Source organism: Halalkalibacter wakoensis JCM 9140, from assembly GCF_000513095.1.
Taxonomy (GTDB): Bacteria; Bacillota; Bacilli; order Bacillales; family Bacillaceae_D; genus Halalkalibacter; species Halalkalibacter wakoensis.
Window position 1 is genome coordinate 120,668 of the sequence record NZ_BAUT01000001.1, and the last position, 15,554, is coordinate 136,221.

15 protein-coding genes and 3 pseudogenes are annotated in these 15,554 nt (G+C 38.8%); all 18 read left to right on the plus strand.

What is annotated here, in order from left to right; all coding sequences use genetic code 11:
• The 18 genes and pseudogenes from ffh (at window position 1) to trmFO (ending at window position 15,549) form a co-directional block, all read left to right on the plus strand.
• Window positions 1-1,356: a signal recognition particle protein gene (gene ffh, locus JCM9140_RS00600; RefSeq protein WP_034740891.1), complete on the plus strand. Its 1,356-nt coding sequence runs from the start codon at window positions 1-3 to the stop codon at window positions 1,354-1,356.
• An 88-nt stretch (window positions 1,357-1,444) separates the two neighbouring features.
• Window positions 1,445-1,717, plus strand: coding sequence for a 30S ribosomal protein S16 (rpsP, locus tag JCM9140_RS00605; protein ID WP_034629696.1), 273 nt, complete (start codon window positions 1,445-1,447; stop codon window positions 1,715-1,717).
• Between the two features lie 141 nt (window positions 1,718-1,858).
• Complete coding sequence (locus tag JCM9140_RS00610; protein WP_034740894.1) at window positions 1,859-2,083, plus strand: KH domain-containing protein; 225 nt, start codon at window positions 1,859-1,861, stop codon at window positions 2,081-2,083.
• A 102-nt stretch (window positions 2,084-2,185) separates the two neighbouring features.
• Window positions 2,186-2,599 (plus strand): YlqD family protein, encoded by a 414-nt coding sequence (locus JCM9140_RS00615; RefSeq protein WP_034740897.1) that lies wholly within the window; start codon window positions 2,186-2,188, stop codon window positions 2,597-2,599.
• Complete coding sequence (gene rimM, locus JCM9140_RS00620) at window positions 2,592-3,110, plus strand: ribosome maturation factor RimM (protein ID WP_034740900.1); 519 nt, start codon at window positions 2,592-2,594, stop codon at window positions 3,108-3,110. Before JCM9140_RS00615 ends, rimM begins: the two co-directional genes overlap by 8 nt.
• Complete coding sequence (gene trmD, locus JCM9140_RS00625) at window positions 3,107-3,841, plus strand: tRNA (guanosine(37)-N1)-methyltransferase TrmD (protein ID WP_034740903.1); 735 nt, start codon at window positions 3,107-3,109, stop codon at window positions 3,839-3,841. Before rimM ends, trmD begins: the two co-directional genes overlap by 4 nt.
• 123 nt (window positions 3,842-3,964) lie before the next feature.
• Window positions 3,965-4,309, plus strand: a complete 345-nt coding sequence (gene rplS, locus JCM9140_RS00630) for a 50S ribosomal protein L19 (RefSeq protein ID WP_034740905.1) — start codon at window positions 3,965-3,967, stop codon at window positions 4,307-4,309.
• A 153-nt stretch (window positions 4,310-4,462) separates the two neighbouring features.
• Window positions 4,463-4,996: a signal peptidase I gene (lepB, locus tag JCM9140_RS00635; RefSeq protein ID WP_034740908.1), complete on the plus strand. Its 534-nt coding sequence runs from the start codon at window positions 4,463-4,465 to the stop codon at window positions 4,994-4,996.
• A gap of 13 nt (window positions 4,997-5,009) precedes the next feature.
• Window positions 5,010-5,862: pseudogene (gene ylqF / locus JCM9140_RS00640) on the plus strand (ribosome biogenesis GTPase YlqF).
• A gap of 107 nt (window positions 5,863-5,969) precedes the next feature.
• Window positions 5,970-6,739: pseudogene (gene rnhB, locus JCM9140_RS00645) on the plus strand (ribonuclease HII).
• A 16-nt stretch (window positions 6,740-6,755) separates the two neighbouring features.
• Window positions 6,756-8,045: a hypothetical protein gene (locus tag JCM9140_RS00650; RefSeq protein ID WP_034740910.1), complete on the plus strand. Its 1,290-nt coding sequence runs from the start codon at window positions 6,756-6,758 to the stop codon at window positions 8,043-8,045.
• Window positions 8,042-8,314, plus strand: coding sequence for an EscU/YscU/HrcU family type III secretion system export apparatus switch protein (locus JCM9140_RS00655; protein ID WP_034740912.1), 273 nt, complete (start codon window positions 8,042-8,044; stop codon window positions 8,312-8,314). Before JCM9140_RS00650 ends, JCM9140_RS00655 begins: the two co-directional genes overlap by 4 nt.
• A gap of 83 nt (window positions 8,315-8,397) precedes the next feature.
• A complete protein-coding gene (locus JCM9140_RS00660) occupies window positions 8,398-8,604 on the plus strand; it encodes a hypothetical protein (protein WP_034740915.1) in 207 nt (68 codons plus the stop codon).
• Between the two features lie 212 nt (window positions 8,605-8,816).
• On the plus strand, window positions 8,817-9,977 hold the full coding sequence (gene sucC / locus JCM9140_RS00665; protein ID WP_034740918.1) for an ADP-forming succinate--CoA ligase subunit beta: 1,161 nt from the start codon (window positions 8,817-8,819) through the stop codon (window positions 9,975-9,977).
• 16 nt (window positions 9,978-9,993) lie between these two features.
• Entirely contained in the window at window positions 9,994-10,908 is a 915-nt protein-coding gene (gene sucD / locus JCM9140_RS00670) for a succinate--CoA ligase subunit alpha (protein ID WP_034740920.1), read from the plus strand.
• 68 nt (window positions 10,909-10,976) lie between these two features.
• Entirely contained in the window at window positions 10,977-11,849 is an 873-nt protein-coding gene (gene dprA, locus JCM9140_RS00675) for a DNA-processing protein DprA (RefSeq protein WP_034740923.1), read from the plus strand.
• Between the two features lie 143 nt (window positions 11,850-11,992).
• Entirely contained in the window at window positions 11,993-14,068 is a 2,076-nt protein-coding gene (gene topA / locus JCM9140_RS00680; RefSeq protein ID WP_034740925.1) for a type I DNA topoisomerase, read from the plus strand.
• Window positions 14,069-14,242: 174 nt separating this feature from the next.
• Window positions 14,243-15,549, plus strand: a pseudogene (gene trmFO, locus JCM9140_RS00685) (FADH(2)-oxidizing methylenetetrahydrofolate--tRNA-(uracil(54)-C(5))-methyltransferase TrmFO).
• The last annotated feature ends 5 nt before the right edge of the window (window positions 15,550-15,554 follow it).

Consider the following 15,554-nt stretch of genomic DNA (forward strand, 5'->3'; position numbering starts at 1 on the left):
ATGGCTTTTGAAGGTTTAGCGGAACGACTGCAAGGGACGTTAACCAAAATTCGTGGAAAAGGAAAGGTAAGCGAGACTGACGTTAAAGAAATGATGCGTGAAGTTCGTTTAGCCTTACTAGAAGCGGATGTTAACTTTAAAGTTGTCAAACAGTTTATTGCAAGTGTGAAAGAAAAAGCACTTGGGCAAGAAGTAATGAAAAGCTTAACGCCTGGACAACAAGTCATTAAAGTTGTAAATGAAGAGTTAACAGCATTAATGGGCGGTGAGCAAAGTAAAATTGCTGTTGCAGCAAAATCGCCAACAGTTGTTATGATGGTTGGTCTTCAAGGGGCCGGAAAAACGACAACTACAGCAAAGCTTGCTAACCATTTGCGTAAAAAGCATAACAGACAGCCACTTCTTGTTGCGGCTGATATATACCGACCTGCTGCGATTAAGCAGCTAGAGACGTTAGGGAAGCAACTAAATATGCCTGTCTTCTCACTTGGTGATCAAGTCAGTCCTGTAGAAATTGCCAAGCAGGCAATTGAAAAGGCAAAGGAAGATCATCATGATTATGTTTTAATTGATACAGCTGGTCGCTTGCATATTGATGAAACTCTAATGGATGAGTTGAAACAAGTAAAAGAGATCGCGAAACCTGATGAGATTTTACTTGTTGTCGATGCGATGACTGGACAAGATGCTGTTAATGTTGCAGAGAGTTTTAATGAACAGCTTGATGTAACGGGTGTTGTTTTAACAAAGCTTGATGGTGATACTCGTGGTGGTGCTGCGATTTCTGTTAAAGCTGTTACGAACACACCAATTAAATTTGCGGGTATGGGAGAGAAAATTGACCAACTCGAACCATTCCATCCAGACCGTATGGCGTCTAGAATTCTTGGAATGGGGGATGTGCTTTCCCTTATTGAAAAAGCACAAACGAGTGTAGACGAAGAAAAAGCTCGAGAGCTTGAGAAGAAAATGCGAACAATGGATTTTACCTTTGACGATTTTCTTGAGCAACTCGATCAAGTTCGTAGCATGGGTCCGCTTGATGAATTGCTTAATATGATGCCTGGTATGAATAAAAAAGGCATGAAAGACTTAAAAGTTGATGATAAGCAAATTGGGAAAGTAGAAGCGATTGTTCGCTCTATGACCAAAAAAGAAAAACAAGACCCAAGCATTATGAACGCAAGTAGACGTCGTCGAATTGCGAAAGGAAGCGGAACAACCATTCAAGATGTTAACCGTCTTCTCAAACAATTTGAAGATATGAAGAAAATGATGAAGCAAATGGCTGGTATGACCTCTGGCAAAGGTAAGAAAAAAGGCAAAGGTCTTGGAGGTTTTAAACTTCCATTTTAACGTTGAAATCCATTTTTTTAGTTGATAACTAGAAAAATTGATGATATTATAAAAAATTGTGTTAAATATTTTTGGAGGTGTCCCACGAATGGCAGTAAAAATTCGTTTAAAGCGTATGGGTTCTAAAAAGGCCCCATTTTATCGTGTAGTAGTAGCAGATTCTCGCGCACCGCGTGATGGTCGTTTCATTGAAGAGATTGGAACGTACAACCCATTAACTCAACCAGCTAAGGTTGATATTGCTGAAGAGAAAGCACTTGACTGGATGTTGAAAGGTGCAAAACCTTCTGATACAGTTCGTAACCTTTTCTCTAAAGAAGGTTTAATGGAAAAGTTACACAACGCTAAAAACCAGAAGTAATATCTAGAGAGAAAAAGGCTGATGTTTTCACCTTTTTCTTTTCTGTATGTAGCAATGTACGTAACCGAGTAGTAGCAGTTAAGCTGCTATACGGAGCCATTGCCTCTCCCTTTTTTGATGACAGATTAAAAGGAGAATCAGATGAAAGCGTTAGTTGAACACATTGTAAAAGCAATTGTCGATCAGCCTGACTTTGTTCAAGTTGAAGAAGTTGAAGAAGGACAAACCCTTAACTTACGGTTAACTGTTCACCCTGAAGATATGGGGAAGGTTATAGGGAAGCAAGGTCGAACTGTAAAAGCGATCCGTTCGGTTGTATATGCCGCAACACCTTCGCAACGGGTCCGGCTAGACATCGTGGATTAGTAACGCAGGTGGAAAGGGTGAGGGATAACCTCTCCCTTTTTCTATTACTTAGACAATCTCGTTTTACTAGAATGATCACTTTCTTATGAAAAGAGGTGCTAGATGAAGTTATTACGTGATGTTGTCATTAAGCAAGTGCTAACAAAGAAGAGAAAAGCCAAAATGATTCAGGAGTTACAAGGGAAGTTACAACAAGTTAATCGTGAGATAGAGCAATTAAAATTTCACTTACATAAAGCAACGAAAGAAAGCGGAAATAAGCATGATCAGCAAGAAATACGAGCACGATATATGAAAGATATAAAAAATCGAGAAGCAAAGGCATCTTCTATCTTATTCAAAGTAAAGCAAATGGAAACGCTAACTGAAGGGATAGAATTGTCTGAAGGAACCGTTTCTAGCATAATTGAGGTAAGAAAAGGGGATCCATGGCCAGAGATGCACCAGCCAGCTGAAATTGTTGTGAAAGACGGTATAATAGAAGAAATTCGTGAAAGTAGGAATGTTGATGAGTGAATGGTACAAAGTAGGAAAAATTGTGAATACACATGGTGTTAAAGGAGAGATTCGTGTGATCTCTTCAACGGACTTTGCAGATGATCGTTATGCAGTTGGCACAAAATTGATGATTCAGGGAGAAAACAACAAACAGCAGACCGTAGTGGTTCGTCATCATCGTAAACATAAAAATTTTGATTTGCTTCAATTGGAAGGATATCATTCAATCAATGATGTTGAGCCATTCAAAGGTTCTACTCTTTACGTATCTGAAGAATATCTTGAAGAACTCGAAGAAAATGAATTTTATTATCATGAAATTATTGGTTGTACGGTTGTAACAGAGGCGGAAGAGAATTTGGGGAAAGTAAAGGAAATTTTTGAAACAGGTGCGAATGATGTGTGGGTGGTACAACGGGCCGGTGGAGGAAAGGATCTTTTACTTCCATATATTGAGGATGTTGTCAAAGAAATAGATATAGAGAACAAAGTCATCCGAATTCATTTATTAGAAGGCTTGCTAGAATGAGAATAGATGTTTTAACTCTTTTTCCAGAAATGTTTACCAATGTCTTTGGCTCTTCCATCTTAAAACAGGCCCAAACATCAGGTGCTGTTAGCTATCAAGTTGTGAATTTTCGTGATTACGCTGATAATAAACATAAAAAAGTAGATGATTATCCGTATGGTGGAGGAGCCGGGATGGTACTTAGAGCTCAACCCTTTTTTGATGCAGTCGATGATTTAGTAAAAGAAGGCCAAGTAAAGCCTAGAGTGGTTATGCTCTGTCCACAAGGGGAGAGATATACGCAAAAGAAAGCCGAAGAATTTAGTAAAGAACAGCATCTAATTCTTCTTTGCGGACATTATGAAGGTTATGATGAACGAGTGAGAGAATACCTTGTAACAGATGAGGTTTCTATTGGTGATTATGTTCTAACTGGAGGCGAGTTAGGGGCGATGGTGATAGCAGATAGTGTAACAAGGCTTCTTCCAGGCGTACTTGGTAATGAACAGTCAGCCATAACGGATTCGTTTTCGACTGGTTTTTTAGAGCATCCTCATTATACGAGACCTGCTGATTTTCGAGGAATGAAGGTTCCGGATATTCTATTATCAGGACATCATAAGAATATTGAGGATTGGCGACAGAAAGAAGCATTAAGAAGAACTTGGGAAAGACGTCCTGATTTACTAGAAGAGAAACCACTTAGTGACAAAGAACTGAAATGGATTGACGAATTTACTAGAAAAAATTAAATAGAACTTGTGAGTGGTGTTTATTTGTGCTAATATAGATCTTGTGGCTTAAGGCCTGTTATTACGATGTTCCGCTGTAGCATAAACCTATCAAGAGCATCTGTATGGAAGGAGTGGAATTATATGAACAACATTATCCGTGAAATTACAAGTGAGCAACTACGTACTGATCTTCCGGCATTTCGTCCTGGTGATACGTTAGTGATCCACGTTAAAGTTGTTGAGGGTACTCGTGAACGTATCCAGTTATTCGAAGGCGTTGTTATCAAGCGTCGTGGTACTGGAATTAGCGAAACTTTCACAGCACGTAAAATTTCGTACGGTGTAGGAGTTGAGCGTACATTCCCATTACATTCACCGAAGATCGCTAAGATCGAAGTGAAGCGTCGCGGTAAAGTACGTCGTGCTAAACTTTACTACCTACGTAGCCTACGTGGTAAAAAAGCTCGTATTAAAGAAATTCGATAAAGAGCAACGAAAAGAGCTTAGGAAACTAAGCTCTTTTTTAAATTCATTGATACCAAAAACCTTCTATATTTTCATAAGATAATTCAAACGACATCTACATGCAGTTATGGTACACTTATGTTTATGATTCGTTACATAATGGAGGGCATTAACATGAGTAAGGAGAAGAAAGAATCTTGGGAGTGGCTTAAAGCGGTCGTTATAGCACTAGTCCTTGCATTTGTTATCCGCCATTTTTTATTTGCTCCAGTTATCGTTGATGGGGAATCAATGATGCCAACTCTTGAACATAGTGATCGAATGATTGTGAACAAAATTAGCTACTCTTTTGGTAAGCCAGATCGATTCGATATTATTGTTTTTCATGCTCCAGCAGGGAAAGACTATATTAAACGAATCATTGGATTGCCAGGAGACGTAATTGAGTTTAAAGATGATACCCTATATGTGAATGGCGAAGCGATTGACGAGCCTCACCTTGAGGAATTAAAGCAAATGTCCGGCGGCGAAAGAATAACAAGAGATTTTCAAGCTATTACTGTTCCTGAAAATGAACTTTTTGTTTTAGGGGATAACAGGGGGCGCAGCAAGGATAGTCGAGACATAGGCACGATTCATATTGACGAGGTAATTGGGAAAGCTAATGTCGTATTCTGGCCCATTTCAAATATTCGTGTAGCAAGATAGGAAGGTGAAAGATGTGACGATTCAATGGTTTCCTGGTCATATGGCCAAGGCTAGACGAGAAGTTACGGAAAAATTAAAGTTTATCGATGTTGTAATTGAACTTCTTGATGCAAGAGTCCCACTCGCTTCACGTAATCCAATGATTGATGAGATTGTTTCTCATAAACCGAGATTGATATTGCTTAACAAGGCAGACCTAGCGGATCCAAGTGTAACGGAAAAGTGGAAGACATACTTTGAAGAAAAAGGTGCAATGGTGCTTGCTGTAAATGCACAAACCGGAAAAGGGACAGAAAAAAATCCCAAATGCATGTAAGCAATTAGCTAAGCCGATCATTGATAAGATGATTTCTAAAGGAATGAAACCTCGTGCAGTTCGAGCGATGATACTAGGAATTCCGAATGTTGGAAAGTCGACTTTGATTAACAGATTAGCATCAAAGCGTACAGCTCAAGTCGGCGATCGACCTGGGGTAACAAAAAAACAGCAATGGATAAAAGTTGGAAAAGAATTAGAACTTCTAGATACTCCAGGTATTTTATGGCCTAAGTTCGAAGATCAAATTATTGGATATCGTTTAGCGGCAACAGGAGCAATTAAAGATGAATTGCTTGATTTTCAAGATATAGCTTTATTTATTTTAAATTATTTAAAAGATGAATATCCAACATCTGTTCAAAATCGATACAAGCTTGAAGATGTACCAGATGATGGGCTCGCATTGTTCGATGAAATTGGCAAAAAACGAGGATGTTTGTTAGGTGGCGGATATGTTGACTATGATAAGGCTGCCGAAATAATCCTACGTGAAATGCGTTCGGGAACACTAGGGAGAATTTCATTGGAAACACCTACAAATGTGTAAAACCGGTGCAAGCCAAATTGGCTTTTGCATCGGTTTTATTTTTTAGTACATATAAAGTATTGAGAATGTAAGAGGAATGGCCGATATACATAGTGAGGAGTGAAGATATGACTGTTTCTATTAAACAACTAGAAGAAGAGCTTTTAGGTAGAGAAGAAATAGATGAAACGATGGTAGAACGTCTAAGGAAAGACGAACGTAAAGGGGTTCAAAAATTACTAAAACGCTATGACTCAATGAAACAAAAAACAATAGAATTGGAAAATATGCACAAAGAAATGTCTCAGTATGAAAAAGCGTTACACAAAGAAGGGTATGTACATATAGCAGGTCTTGACGAAGTTGGTCGTGGACCGCTTGCAGGCCCTGTCGTTGCAGCGGCAGTCATTTTACCGCATGATTTCAAGTTACTAGGTCTAACGGATTCTAAAAAGTTATCAAAAGAAAAACGAGAAGCTTTTTACGATGTCATTGTCGAACAAGCCATTTGCTATTCAGTGGCAATGGTTCATGCAGCTGAAATTGACGAATTAAATATTTATGAATCGACCAAAGTAGCTATGTCTAATGCAGTAAAGGGATTAACCTACATGCCAGATCACCTTTTACTTGATGCTATGAAACTAGATTTAACTATCTCGCAAACATCTCTTATAAAAGGTGATCAAAAAGCATAACAATAGCTGCTAGTTCAGTTTTAGCTAAAGTAACACGTGATCGATATATGGAAGAAGTAGATCGGCAGTTCCCGCATTATGGTTTTAAAAGTCATGTAGGTTACGGTACACGTGAACACCTTGGGGCTATTTCAAAGTTGGGTATTACGAAAGAGCACCGGAAATCGTTTAAACCGATTGGGGAATTAATATCATCATAAGAGAGAGTGAGTAAGTATGTTTCAACCTTCTATTCAAACTCAACAGCCAGGTGGAGTGCCAGCACAACAATCTAAAGTAGTTAACCTAAAAGAAGGGCAACTTTTTCAAGGGGAAATTACAAAGCTTTTTCCAAATCAGTTAGCGACGTTAAAGGTCGGGAGAATGCACTTAACAGCTAAACTTGAAGCAGCCTTAACAGTGGGGCAACGCTATTGGTTTGAAGTGAAGGACGGGAAAGGAATTCCTAAGCTAAAGGTGCTTACAGATAATCAAACAAAACTCGCCTCAAATAGCAATCTTGTACAAAATTTAGGGTTACCATTAAAAAAAGAATCAGAAATGATCTTAAGTCAATTAACAGCGAAACAAACTCTATTTACTCGAAACGAAGTGATGAATGGACTACAAATACTAAAACAGCTTAACCAGTCCAATCCAAATGCCATACAAACAATGGTGACAATGATTCAACAAGGGATCCCTCTTACACAAGAATGGTTCCTCGCATCTCACTCGAGCAATCAGTCGCAGTCATTTGGGGAACTCCTCTCGCAATTGGTTGCTAAACTAAGGGTAGCTGATAATCAGGTGGCAAATCAAGCCGTCAATGTTTTAAACCAATTACTCAAGACGGATGTAACAGAGAATTTTGGCTTCAATGCTGGTCAAGTTTCGAGAAATGCCGGTTCTTTTATACAATCGATTGCTTCGTTAATTGGCTATGATTATGAACATGATGTAGCAAAGTTCATTCGAGGTGAAATGGGGAAAGAAGACCTCACTTCAACAAAATTAAAGGCATTGCTCTTACAGCTGCAACAACAAGATATTTCTATGGAAATGAAAAACCTCTCGAAAGAAGTCATTTCACGAATTACTGCTTATCAGCTTACAGCACATGAGCAAACAGGAGCATATCATCAGTTTCTTCTTCATTTGCCATTAGCTCTAGGGCCATTTCAAACAGATGCAACTATAAAATGGGAAGGAAAAAGAGAAGAAAATGGGGAGCTAGATCCTGATCATTGTCGAATAGTATTCTATCTCACCCTGGAAAAACTCGAGGAAACAATGGTGGATGTTCAAGTGCAAAATCGAGTTGTTTCCATTTCCATTTATAATGAAAACGAAAAGCCAGAAGCATTGTTGAAGCATCTAATCCCGACCTTACAAACACATTTATCTAACTTACAGTATCTTTTGTCTACTGTATCATGGAAAAAAATATCTGATGCTCAAGTAAAGACTAGTGGTCCAATCCAACAATCTTCTTCTACCTACAAAGGAGTTGACATTCGCATATGATTCAGAACGGGATAAATAAAAAGAAAGCTGTAGCACTAAGGTATCAGCCAGATCTCGACGTTTCGCCTAAAGTTATTGGTACCGGTAAAGGGATGGCTGCAGAACAGTTAATTGCAAAAGCAAAAGAGCATGATATTCCCATTCAAGAAGATGAAACATTGGTCGAAATGTTAGCTCAGCTTGAGCTCAATCAAGCGATCCCGAGTGAATTATATGAAGTAGTAGCTGAAGTTTTTGCATTTATTTATAAAATTGATCAAAATACGTAATACGAACTGGTTATAGTAGTTTGTTCCATCGTGGACATACTGATAATAGCCAGTTTTTTTATGTTAGAAAGGAGAGTTCGGAAATGGAGAAAAAACGACAATCAAATCGGAATGAATTTCAACGATCGAATACGAAAGAGGAGTATGGAAACGAATTTGGCATTCACCATTCCGTACAGGAAATGGACGCAAAATATGTGGCAGCAAAACGTTTAAATCGTAAAAAAGAAGAAGAGAAAAAAGAGAAAAAAGTAAAAGCAAAGGAAGAAAAAAATAATTTTGATACGTAAAAACCAAAGTGGATTTCATTCTTTTAAACTAATAAGCAAGTAAGTAAAAAAGCTGAAAAAGTCTAAGTTTTTTTACTAATTTGAATTAGGGAGGAATTACCCCTCCCCAATTCAAGAAAAGAATGGTAGAATAAAGAAGGATTCAGCCATTCAACCTCGAATGTATAGAATGGCATGAAAATACATGCAACTGATAGGAGGATGGACAGAGAATGAATATCCACGAGTATCAAGGTAAAGAGCTACTTCGTGAGTACGGTGTTGCTGTACCAAATGGTAAGGTAGCATTCACGGTTGAAGAAGCAGTAGAGGCAGCGAAAGAACTAGGTTCAAAGATTAATGTTGTTAAAGCACAGATCCATGCAGGTGGGCGTGGAAAAGCTGGCGGTGTAAAAGTTGCGAAAGATTTAGATGAAGTTCGTACATATGCAAATGAAATTTTAGGTAAGACACTTGTCACTCATCAAACAGGTCCAGAAGGCAAAGAAGTAAAGCGCTTACTTATCGAAGAAGGTTGCGATATTCAAAAGGAATATTACATCGGTTTAGTATTAGATCGTGCTACTTCAAGCGTTGTCTTAATGGCTTCAGAAGAAGGCGGAACGGAAATTGAAGAAGTAGCTGAAGCAACTCCTGAGAAAATTTTTAAGGAGATTATAGACCCAGCAGTCGGTTTACAAGGGTTCCAAGCTCGCCGTCTTGCTTTTAACATTAACATTCCTAAAGAATTGGTTGGTCAGGCAGTTAAATTTATGTTAGGCCTATACAAAGTATTTGTTGAAAAGGATTGTTCAATTGCTGAAATCAATCCACTTGTTACAACAGGCGACGGGAAAGTTATGGCTTTAGATGCGAAATTGAACTTCGATTCAAACGCTTTGTATCGCCAAAAAGCGATTCTTGCGTATCGTGATCTTGAAGAAGAAGATGTTAAAGAAATTGAAGCGTCAAAATATGACTTAAGCTATATTTCTTTAGATGGAAATATCGGATGTATGGTAAATGGTGCAGGTCTTGCAATGGCAACGATGGACATCATTAAACATTACAATGGAGATCCTGCAAACTTCCTTGATGTAGGTGGCGGTGCTACTGCTGAAAAGGTAACAGAGGCTTTTAAAATTATTCTTTCAGATGAAAATGTTAAAGGGATTTTCGTTAACATCTTCGGTGGAATTATGAAGTGTGACATTATCGCTGAAGGTGTTGTAGAGGCTACGAAGCAAGTTGGTCTTGAGATTCCACTTGTCGTTCGCTTAGAAGGAACAAATGTAGAGCTAGGTAAACAAATCCTGAAAGACTCTGGATTGAATATTACAGCTGCAGATTCAATGGCTGATGGCGCACAAAAAATCGTTTCATTAGTGAAATAGAAAGGCGGGACGAAAGATGAGTATCCTTATTAATAAAGATACAAAAGTAATTGTTCAAGGAATTACAGGGGCAACTGGTTTGTTCCACACGAAGCAAGCTGTAGAATACGGTACAAATATTGTCGGGGGTGTTACTCCTGGTAAAGGTGGTACTGAGGTTGAAGGAATCCCAGTATTTAATACAGTAGAAGATGCAGTAAAAGCAACCGGTGCCAATGCGTCAGTTATTTATGTACCACCAGCTTTTGCAGCAGATGCGATTATGGAAGCAACAGATGCTGAACTTGACTTAGCTATTTGTATTACGGAAGGAATTCCAGTAATGGATATGGTTAGTGTGAAGCGTTATATGCAAGGTAAGAAAACGCGCCTAGTAGGACCTAACTGCCCAGGTGTAATTACACCAGAAGAATGTAAGATTGGTATTATGCCAGGTTACATTCACAAAAAAGGTCATGTAGGAGTAGTTTCTCGTTCTGGTACTCTTACGTATGAGGCTGTTCATCAATTATCAACAAATGGCATTGGTCAATCTTCAGCAGTAGGAATTGGTGGCGATCCAGTAAATGGAACGGACTTCATCGATGTATTAAATCTATTTAATGAAGATCCTGATACGTATGCTGTCATCATGATCGGTGAAATCGGTGGAACAGCAGAAGAAGAAGCCGCTGAATGGGTAAAAGCAAACATGACGAAGCCTGTTGTTGGCTTTATTGGTGGTCAAACAGCACCTCCTGGAAAGCGCATGGGGCATGCTGGTGCCATTATTTCTGGAGGGAAAGGTACGGCAGCAGAGAAGATCAAAACAATGGAAAGCTGCGGTATTAAAGTAGCTGAAACACCTTCAGTTATGGGTGAAACGTTAATCTCTGTTCTAAAAGAAAAGGGATTGCTAGAAAAATGTACAACACATAAAGTAACAAACTAATAAAAGATAAGAAAGAAAGTCCTCAATAATGAGGGCTTTCTTCCTAATGGCAAGGAGTTGGTCATCTAATGACAGATGTTCGAAAAAGGCTGATTCATCTACACATGTGCCCCGCCATGTCGAGATCTTTGCTTCATTCTATCATACGCGTCGATCCAGAATTACTTAACATCTATGATTGTTCCCTTTCATTTCTCCAAAATCACATTAACCTTCCTATAAAAAAAGCACAAACCATTCATGCTTATTTAAAAAGCTCCTCTCCTGATTCTTGTTTGAAATACCTTTCTTCTATTCATGTATTTCCACTTACGTATTTAGATTCAGACTATCCCACATTATTAAAAGAAATTTATGATCCTCCTTTTGTTCTGTATGGTATGGGGCATAGAGGGATAATTCAATCTAAAAAAAATCTTGCCATCATAGGAAGCCGCTCTCCTACATCTACTGGATCTCAAACAGTTGCTAAGCTCATACCGGCCCTTTCAAAACAAGGTTTGACCATTGTCAGCGGGTTTGCCAAAGGGATTGATTCAATTGCTCATTGGAAGACGATCCAAACGTCTGGTCGGACTATGGCTATTTTAGGTTCAGGACATTTGCATATGTACCCTAAAGAAAATGTGCAATTATTTTCACAAATGTCAAAAAATCAACTCATCCTTTCGGAATACCCTCCTGATACACCACCGCAAAAATGGCACTTTCCTGCACGAAATCGAATTATAAGTGGGATGAGTAAAGGAGTCTTAGTGATTGAAGCAAAAGAGAAAAGTGGCTCTTTAATTACAGCTGATCAAGCATTAGAGCAAGGAAGAGACGTCTATGCTATTCCTGGTTCCATTTTTTCTCCTCTCTCTAAAGGAACAAATTACCTCATTCAGCAAGGGGCAAAACTCGTCATGAGTGCCGAAGATATTTTAGAAGACTTCCAATAATACCTCACTTCTTTTTACAAAAAACGACAAAAATCAACGCTGTTTCATTTCCTTTCTTTCCAACTCCTGTTTGACAAATAGCAAAAGTCTGTTTAATAATAGGGAAGATTTTAATTATATCTTCGAGAGAGGGAGTTACGTACATGGCCGATTATTTAGTAATCGTTGAATCTCCCGCCAAAGCAAAGACCATTGGAAAATATTTAGGGAAAAAATTTATTGTGAAAGCTTCAATGGGACATGTTAGAGACTTACCAAAAAGTCAAATGGGAGTAGATGTTGAAAAAAGTTATGAACCCAAGTACATTACAATTCGTGGAAAAGGTCCCGTTTTAAAAGAATTAAAAACCGCTGCAAAAAAAGTTAAAAAAATTTATCTCGCGGCTGACCCCGATAGAGAAGGGGAAGCAATTGCTTGGCACCTTGCTCATAGTCTTGATATTGATGAAAATTCGGAATGTAGAGTTGTTTTTAATGAAATAACAAAAGATGCCATAAAAGATGCATTCAAAACGCCTAGACCGATTAATATGGACCTAGTTGATGCGCAACAAGCGCGGAGAATCCTTGATCGCCTAGTAGGCTATAACATTAGTCCTTTATTATGGAAGAAAGTGAAAAAAGGGTTAAGTGCTGGTCGTGTTCAATCGGTAGCAGTGAAGATGATTATTGAAAGAGAGAAAGAAATTCAGAATTTTGAACCAGAAGAATATTGGAGCATTCCAGCCCAATTTTCTTTAGAGGGTGAAACATTTGATGCCAAATTTTATGGGATCGAAGGGAAAAAACAAGACTTAAAGTCAGAAGAAGATGTTAAACAAATCCTTGCGAAACTAAGTAAAGATGAATTTACGATTGCGTCGGTAAAAAAGAAAGAGCGTAAACGGAATCCAGTTTCACCATTTACAACCTCATCTCTACAACAAGAAGCAGCGCGCAAGTTAAATTTTCGTGCGAAGAAAACCATGATGATTGCCCAGCAATTATATGAAGGAATTGAGTTAGATAAAAAAGAGGGAGCTGTAGGGTTAATTACCTATATGCGTACAGATTCAACTCGTATATCTGAAACCGCCCAGGCTGAAGCAAAGCAATACATCGAAGAGAACTTTGGTGAAGAGTATACGAGGAAAGAAAAGCGTGCAGTCAAAAAGGATAAAAAAGCACAAGATGCCCATGAAGCCATCCGACCAACATCCGTCTTTAAAGATCCAAAGACAGTGAAAAGTTATTTATCAAGAGATCAATTAAGACTTTACAAGTTAATTTGGGAGCGAATGGTTGCGAGTGAAATGGCACCGGCTGTGATGGATACAATGACTGTAGACATTGAACAAAATGGCGTTCTATTCCGAGCGACGGGTTCAAAAGTCAAATTTGCCGGATTTATGAAAGTGTATATTGAAGGCAACGATGATGGAAAAAAAGAAGAAGATCGCTTATTGCCAAACTTAGAAGAAGGTCAACTAGTTAACAAAGTTGAGATCGATCCCACTCAACACTTTACACAACCGCCACCAAGATATACAGAGGCAAGGTTAGTTAAGACAATGGAAGAGTTGGGAATTGGACGTCCTTCTACATATGCTCCGACATTGGATACCATCCAACGCCGCGGGTATGTTGCTTTAGAAGATAAACGCTTTGTACCAACAGAGCTAGGTCAAATCGTGTTAGAGTTAATTGTTGAATTCTTTCCGGAAATACTTGATGTTGAGTTCACGGCAAAAATGGAAGATGATTTGGACTCGATTGAAGACGGACAACAAGAATGGATTCAAATCATTGATGGGTTTTATAATGGTTTTGAAAAGCGCTTAACTGTAGCTGAAGAAGAAATGAAAGAAGTAGAAATCAAGGATGAACCTGCAGGGGAAGATTGCGAAAAATGCGGACATGAGATGGTTTACAAAATGGGCCGATATGGAAAGTTTATGGCATGTTCCAATTTCCCGGATTGCCGAAATACAAAAGCAATTGTTAAGGATATCGGCGTGAAATGTCCTAACTGCAAGGAAGGAAACATTGTCGAGCGGAAAAGTAAGAAGCGTCGTATCTTTTATGGCTGTGATCGCTATCCAGAATGCGAGTTTATTTCCTGGGATAAGCCAATCGCAAGGCCTTGTCCAAAGTGCAGCAAAATGCTTGTAGAGAAGAAAACGAAAAAAGGTGTTCATGTCGAATGCTCAGCATGTGACTATAAGGAAGATTCAAACTAATAAGGAAAAGTGGAAAATCTTGAAGTTGTTTAATGTATTATGATAATATAGTTTCATCATAAAGAGAGGGTGGCTCACACAAACCAAATGTCTAACTGGTAGGACATGAGTAAATGGACTAGCAGTTAGACAAAATGAGTCACCCTCGTTCTACTGTTAGATGGAGGGATTATTTTGCCACAACAACATGTTAACGTAATCGGAGCAGGTCTTGCTGGCAGTGAAGCAGCATGGCAACTTGCAAAACGAGGCGTTACTGTACACTTATATGAAATGCGTCCTGTTAAACAAACTCCAGCTCACCATACTGATAAATTTGCTGAGCTAGTTTGTAGCAATTCCCTAAGAGGAAATAGTTTAACAAATGCCGTCGGTGTGTTAAAGGAAGAAATGAGAAGATTAGATTCTGTTATCATCGGTTCTGCTGATGATGCTTCTGTACCAGCTGGAGGCGCTCTAGCTGTAGATCGACATGAGTTTGCTGGAGCAGTAACAGATCGAGTTCGGAATCACCCAAACGTGAAAGTGTTTACTGAGGAGATCACATCGATTCCCGAAGGACCAACGATTATCGCAACTGGACCTTTAACTTCAGAGCATTTATCCAAGCAACTGAGGGAGTTAACGGGAGAAGAATATTTGTACTTCTACGACGCGGCTGCTCCAATTATTGAAACAGATTCAATTGATATGAGCAAAGTATACAAAAAATCTAGATACGATAAAGGTGAGGCAGCTATTTAAACTGTCCAATGACAGAAGAAGAATTTGATCGTTTTTATGAAGCGTTAATTGCTGCTGAAACCGTTCCGTTGAAAGAATTTGAAAAGGAAGTCTTTTTTGAGGGATGTATGCCAATTGAAGTTATGGCAAAACGCGGTCGAAAAACGATGTTATTTGGACCAATGAAACCTGTAGGGCTAGAGCATCCGGAAACGGGTAAACGGCCATTTGCTGTCGTTCAATTAAGACAGGATAACACGTCTGGGACGCTTTATAACATAGTAGGGTTTCAAACTCATTTGAAATGGGGACCTCAAAAGGAAGTCCTTAAGTTAATACCAGGACTAGAAAATGCAGAAGTTGTCCGCTATGGGGTTATGCATCGGAACACGTTTATTAATTCACCAAACTTATTAAAGCCAACTTATCAATACAAAGACCGTGATGATTTGTTTTTCGCTGGTCAAATTACAGGTGTAGAGGGCTATGTTGAATCTGCAGCAGCTGGGCTCGTAGCAGGTATTAATGCGGCAAATTATGTACAAGGTAAGGAAATGATTGTTTTCCCTGACACGACTGTAATGGGAAGCATGGCGGCTTACATTACGACCGCTAATAAAAAGAATTTCCAACCAATGAATGCGAACTTCGGACTTCTTCCACCACTTGAAGAGCGTATTCGAGACAAGAAGGAAAGATATGAACAACTTGCTAACCGTGCATTAGAATCAATTCAGAATTTTGTGAAAAAAGTGTAAATTAC

Bases quoted from the DNA above. Each gene is read 5' to 3' on its own strand.
- rplS (WP_034740905.1), top strand. From the start codon at position 3,965: ATGAACAACATTATCCGTGAAATTACAAGTGAGCAACTACGTACTGAT.
- topA (WP_034740925.1), top strand. From the start codon at position 11,993: ATGGCCGATTATTTAGTAATCGTTGAATCTCCCGCCAAAGCAAAGACC.
- JCM9140_RS00615 (WP_034740897.1), top strand. From the start codon at position 2,186: ATGAAGTTATTACGTGATGTTGTCATTAAGCAAGTGCTAACAAAGAAG.
- sucC (WP_034740918.1), top strand. From the start codon at position 8,817: ATGAATATCCACGAGTATCAAGGTAAAGAGCTACTTCGTGAGTACGGT.
- rimM (WP_034740900.1), top strand. From the start codon at position 2,592: ATGAGTGAATGGTACAAAGTAGGAAAAATTGTGAATACACATGGTGTT.
- trmD (WP_034740903.1), top strand. From the start codon at position 3,107: ATGAGAATAGATGTTTTAACTCTTTTTCCAGAAATGTTTACCAATGTC.
- JCM9140_RS00655 (WP_034740912.1), top strand. From the start codon at position 8,042: ATGATTCAGAACGGGATAAATAAAAAGAAAGCTGTAGCACTAAGGTAT.
- JCM9140_RS00650 (WP_034740910.1), top strand. From the start codon at position 6,756: ATGTTTCAACCTTCTATTCAAACTCAACAGCCAGGTGGAGTGCCAGCA.
- JCM9140_RS00660 (WP_034740915.1), top strand. From the start codon at position 8,398: ATGGAGAAAAAACGACAATCAAATCGGAATGAATTTCAACGATCGAAT.
- JCM9140_RS00610 (WP_034740894.1), top strand. From the start codon at position 1,859: ATGAAAGCGTTAGTTGAACACATTGTAAAAGCAATTGTCGATCAGCCT.
- dprA (WP_034740923.1), top strand. From the start codon at position 10,977: ATGACAGATGTTCGAAAAAGGCTGATTCATCTACACATGTGCCCCGCC.
- lepB (WP_034740908.1), top strand. From the start codon at position 4,463: ATGAGTAAGGAGAAGAAAGAATCTTGGGAGTGGCTTAAAGCGGTCGTT.
- sucD (WP_034740920.1), top strand. From the start codon at position 9,994: ATGAGTATCCTTATTAATAAAGATACAAAAGTAATTGTTCAAGGAATT.
- ffh (WP_034740891.1), top strand. From the start codon at position 1: ATGGCTTTTGAAGGTTTAGCGGAACGACTGCAAGGGACGTTAACCAAA.
- rpsP (WP_034629696.1), top strand. From the start codon at position 1,445: ATGGCAGTAAAAATTCGTTTAAAGCGTATGGGTTCTAAAAAGGCCCCA.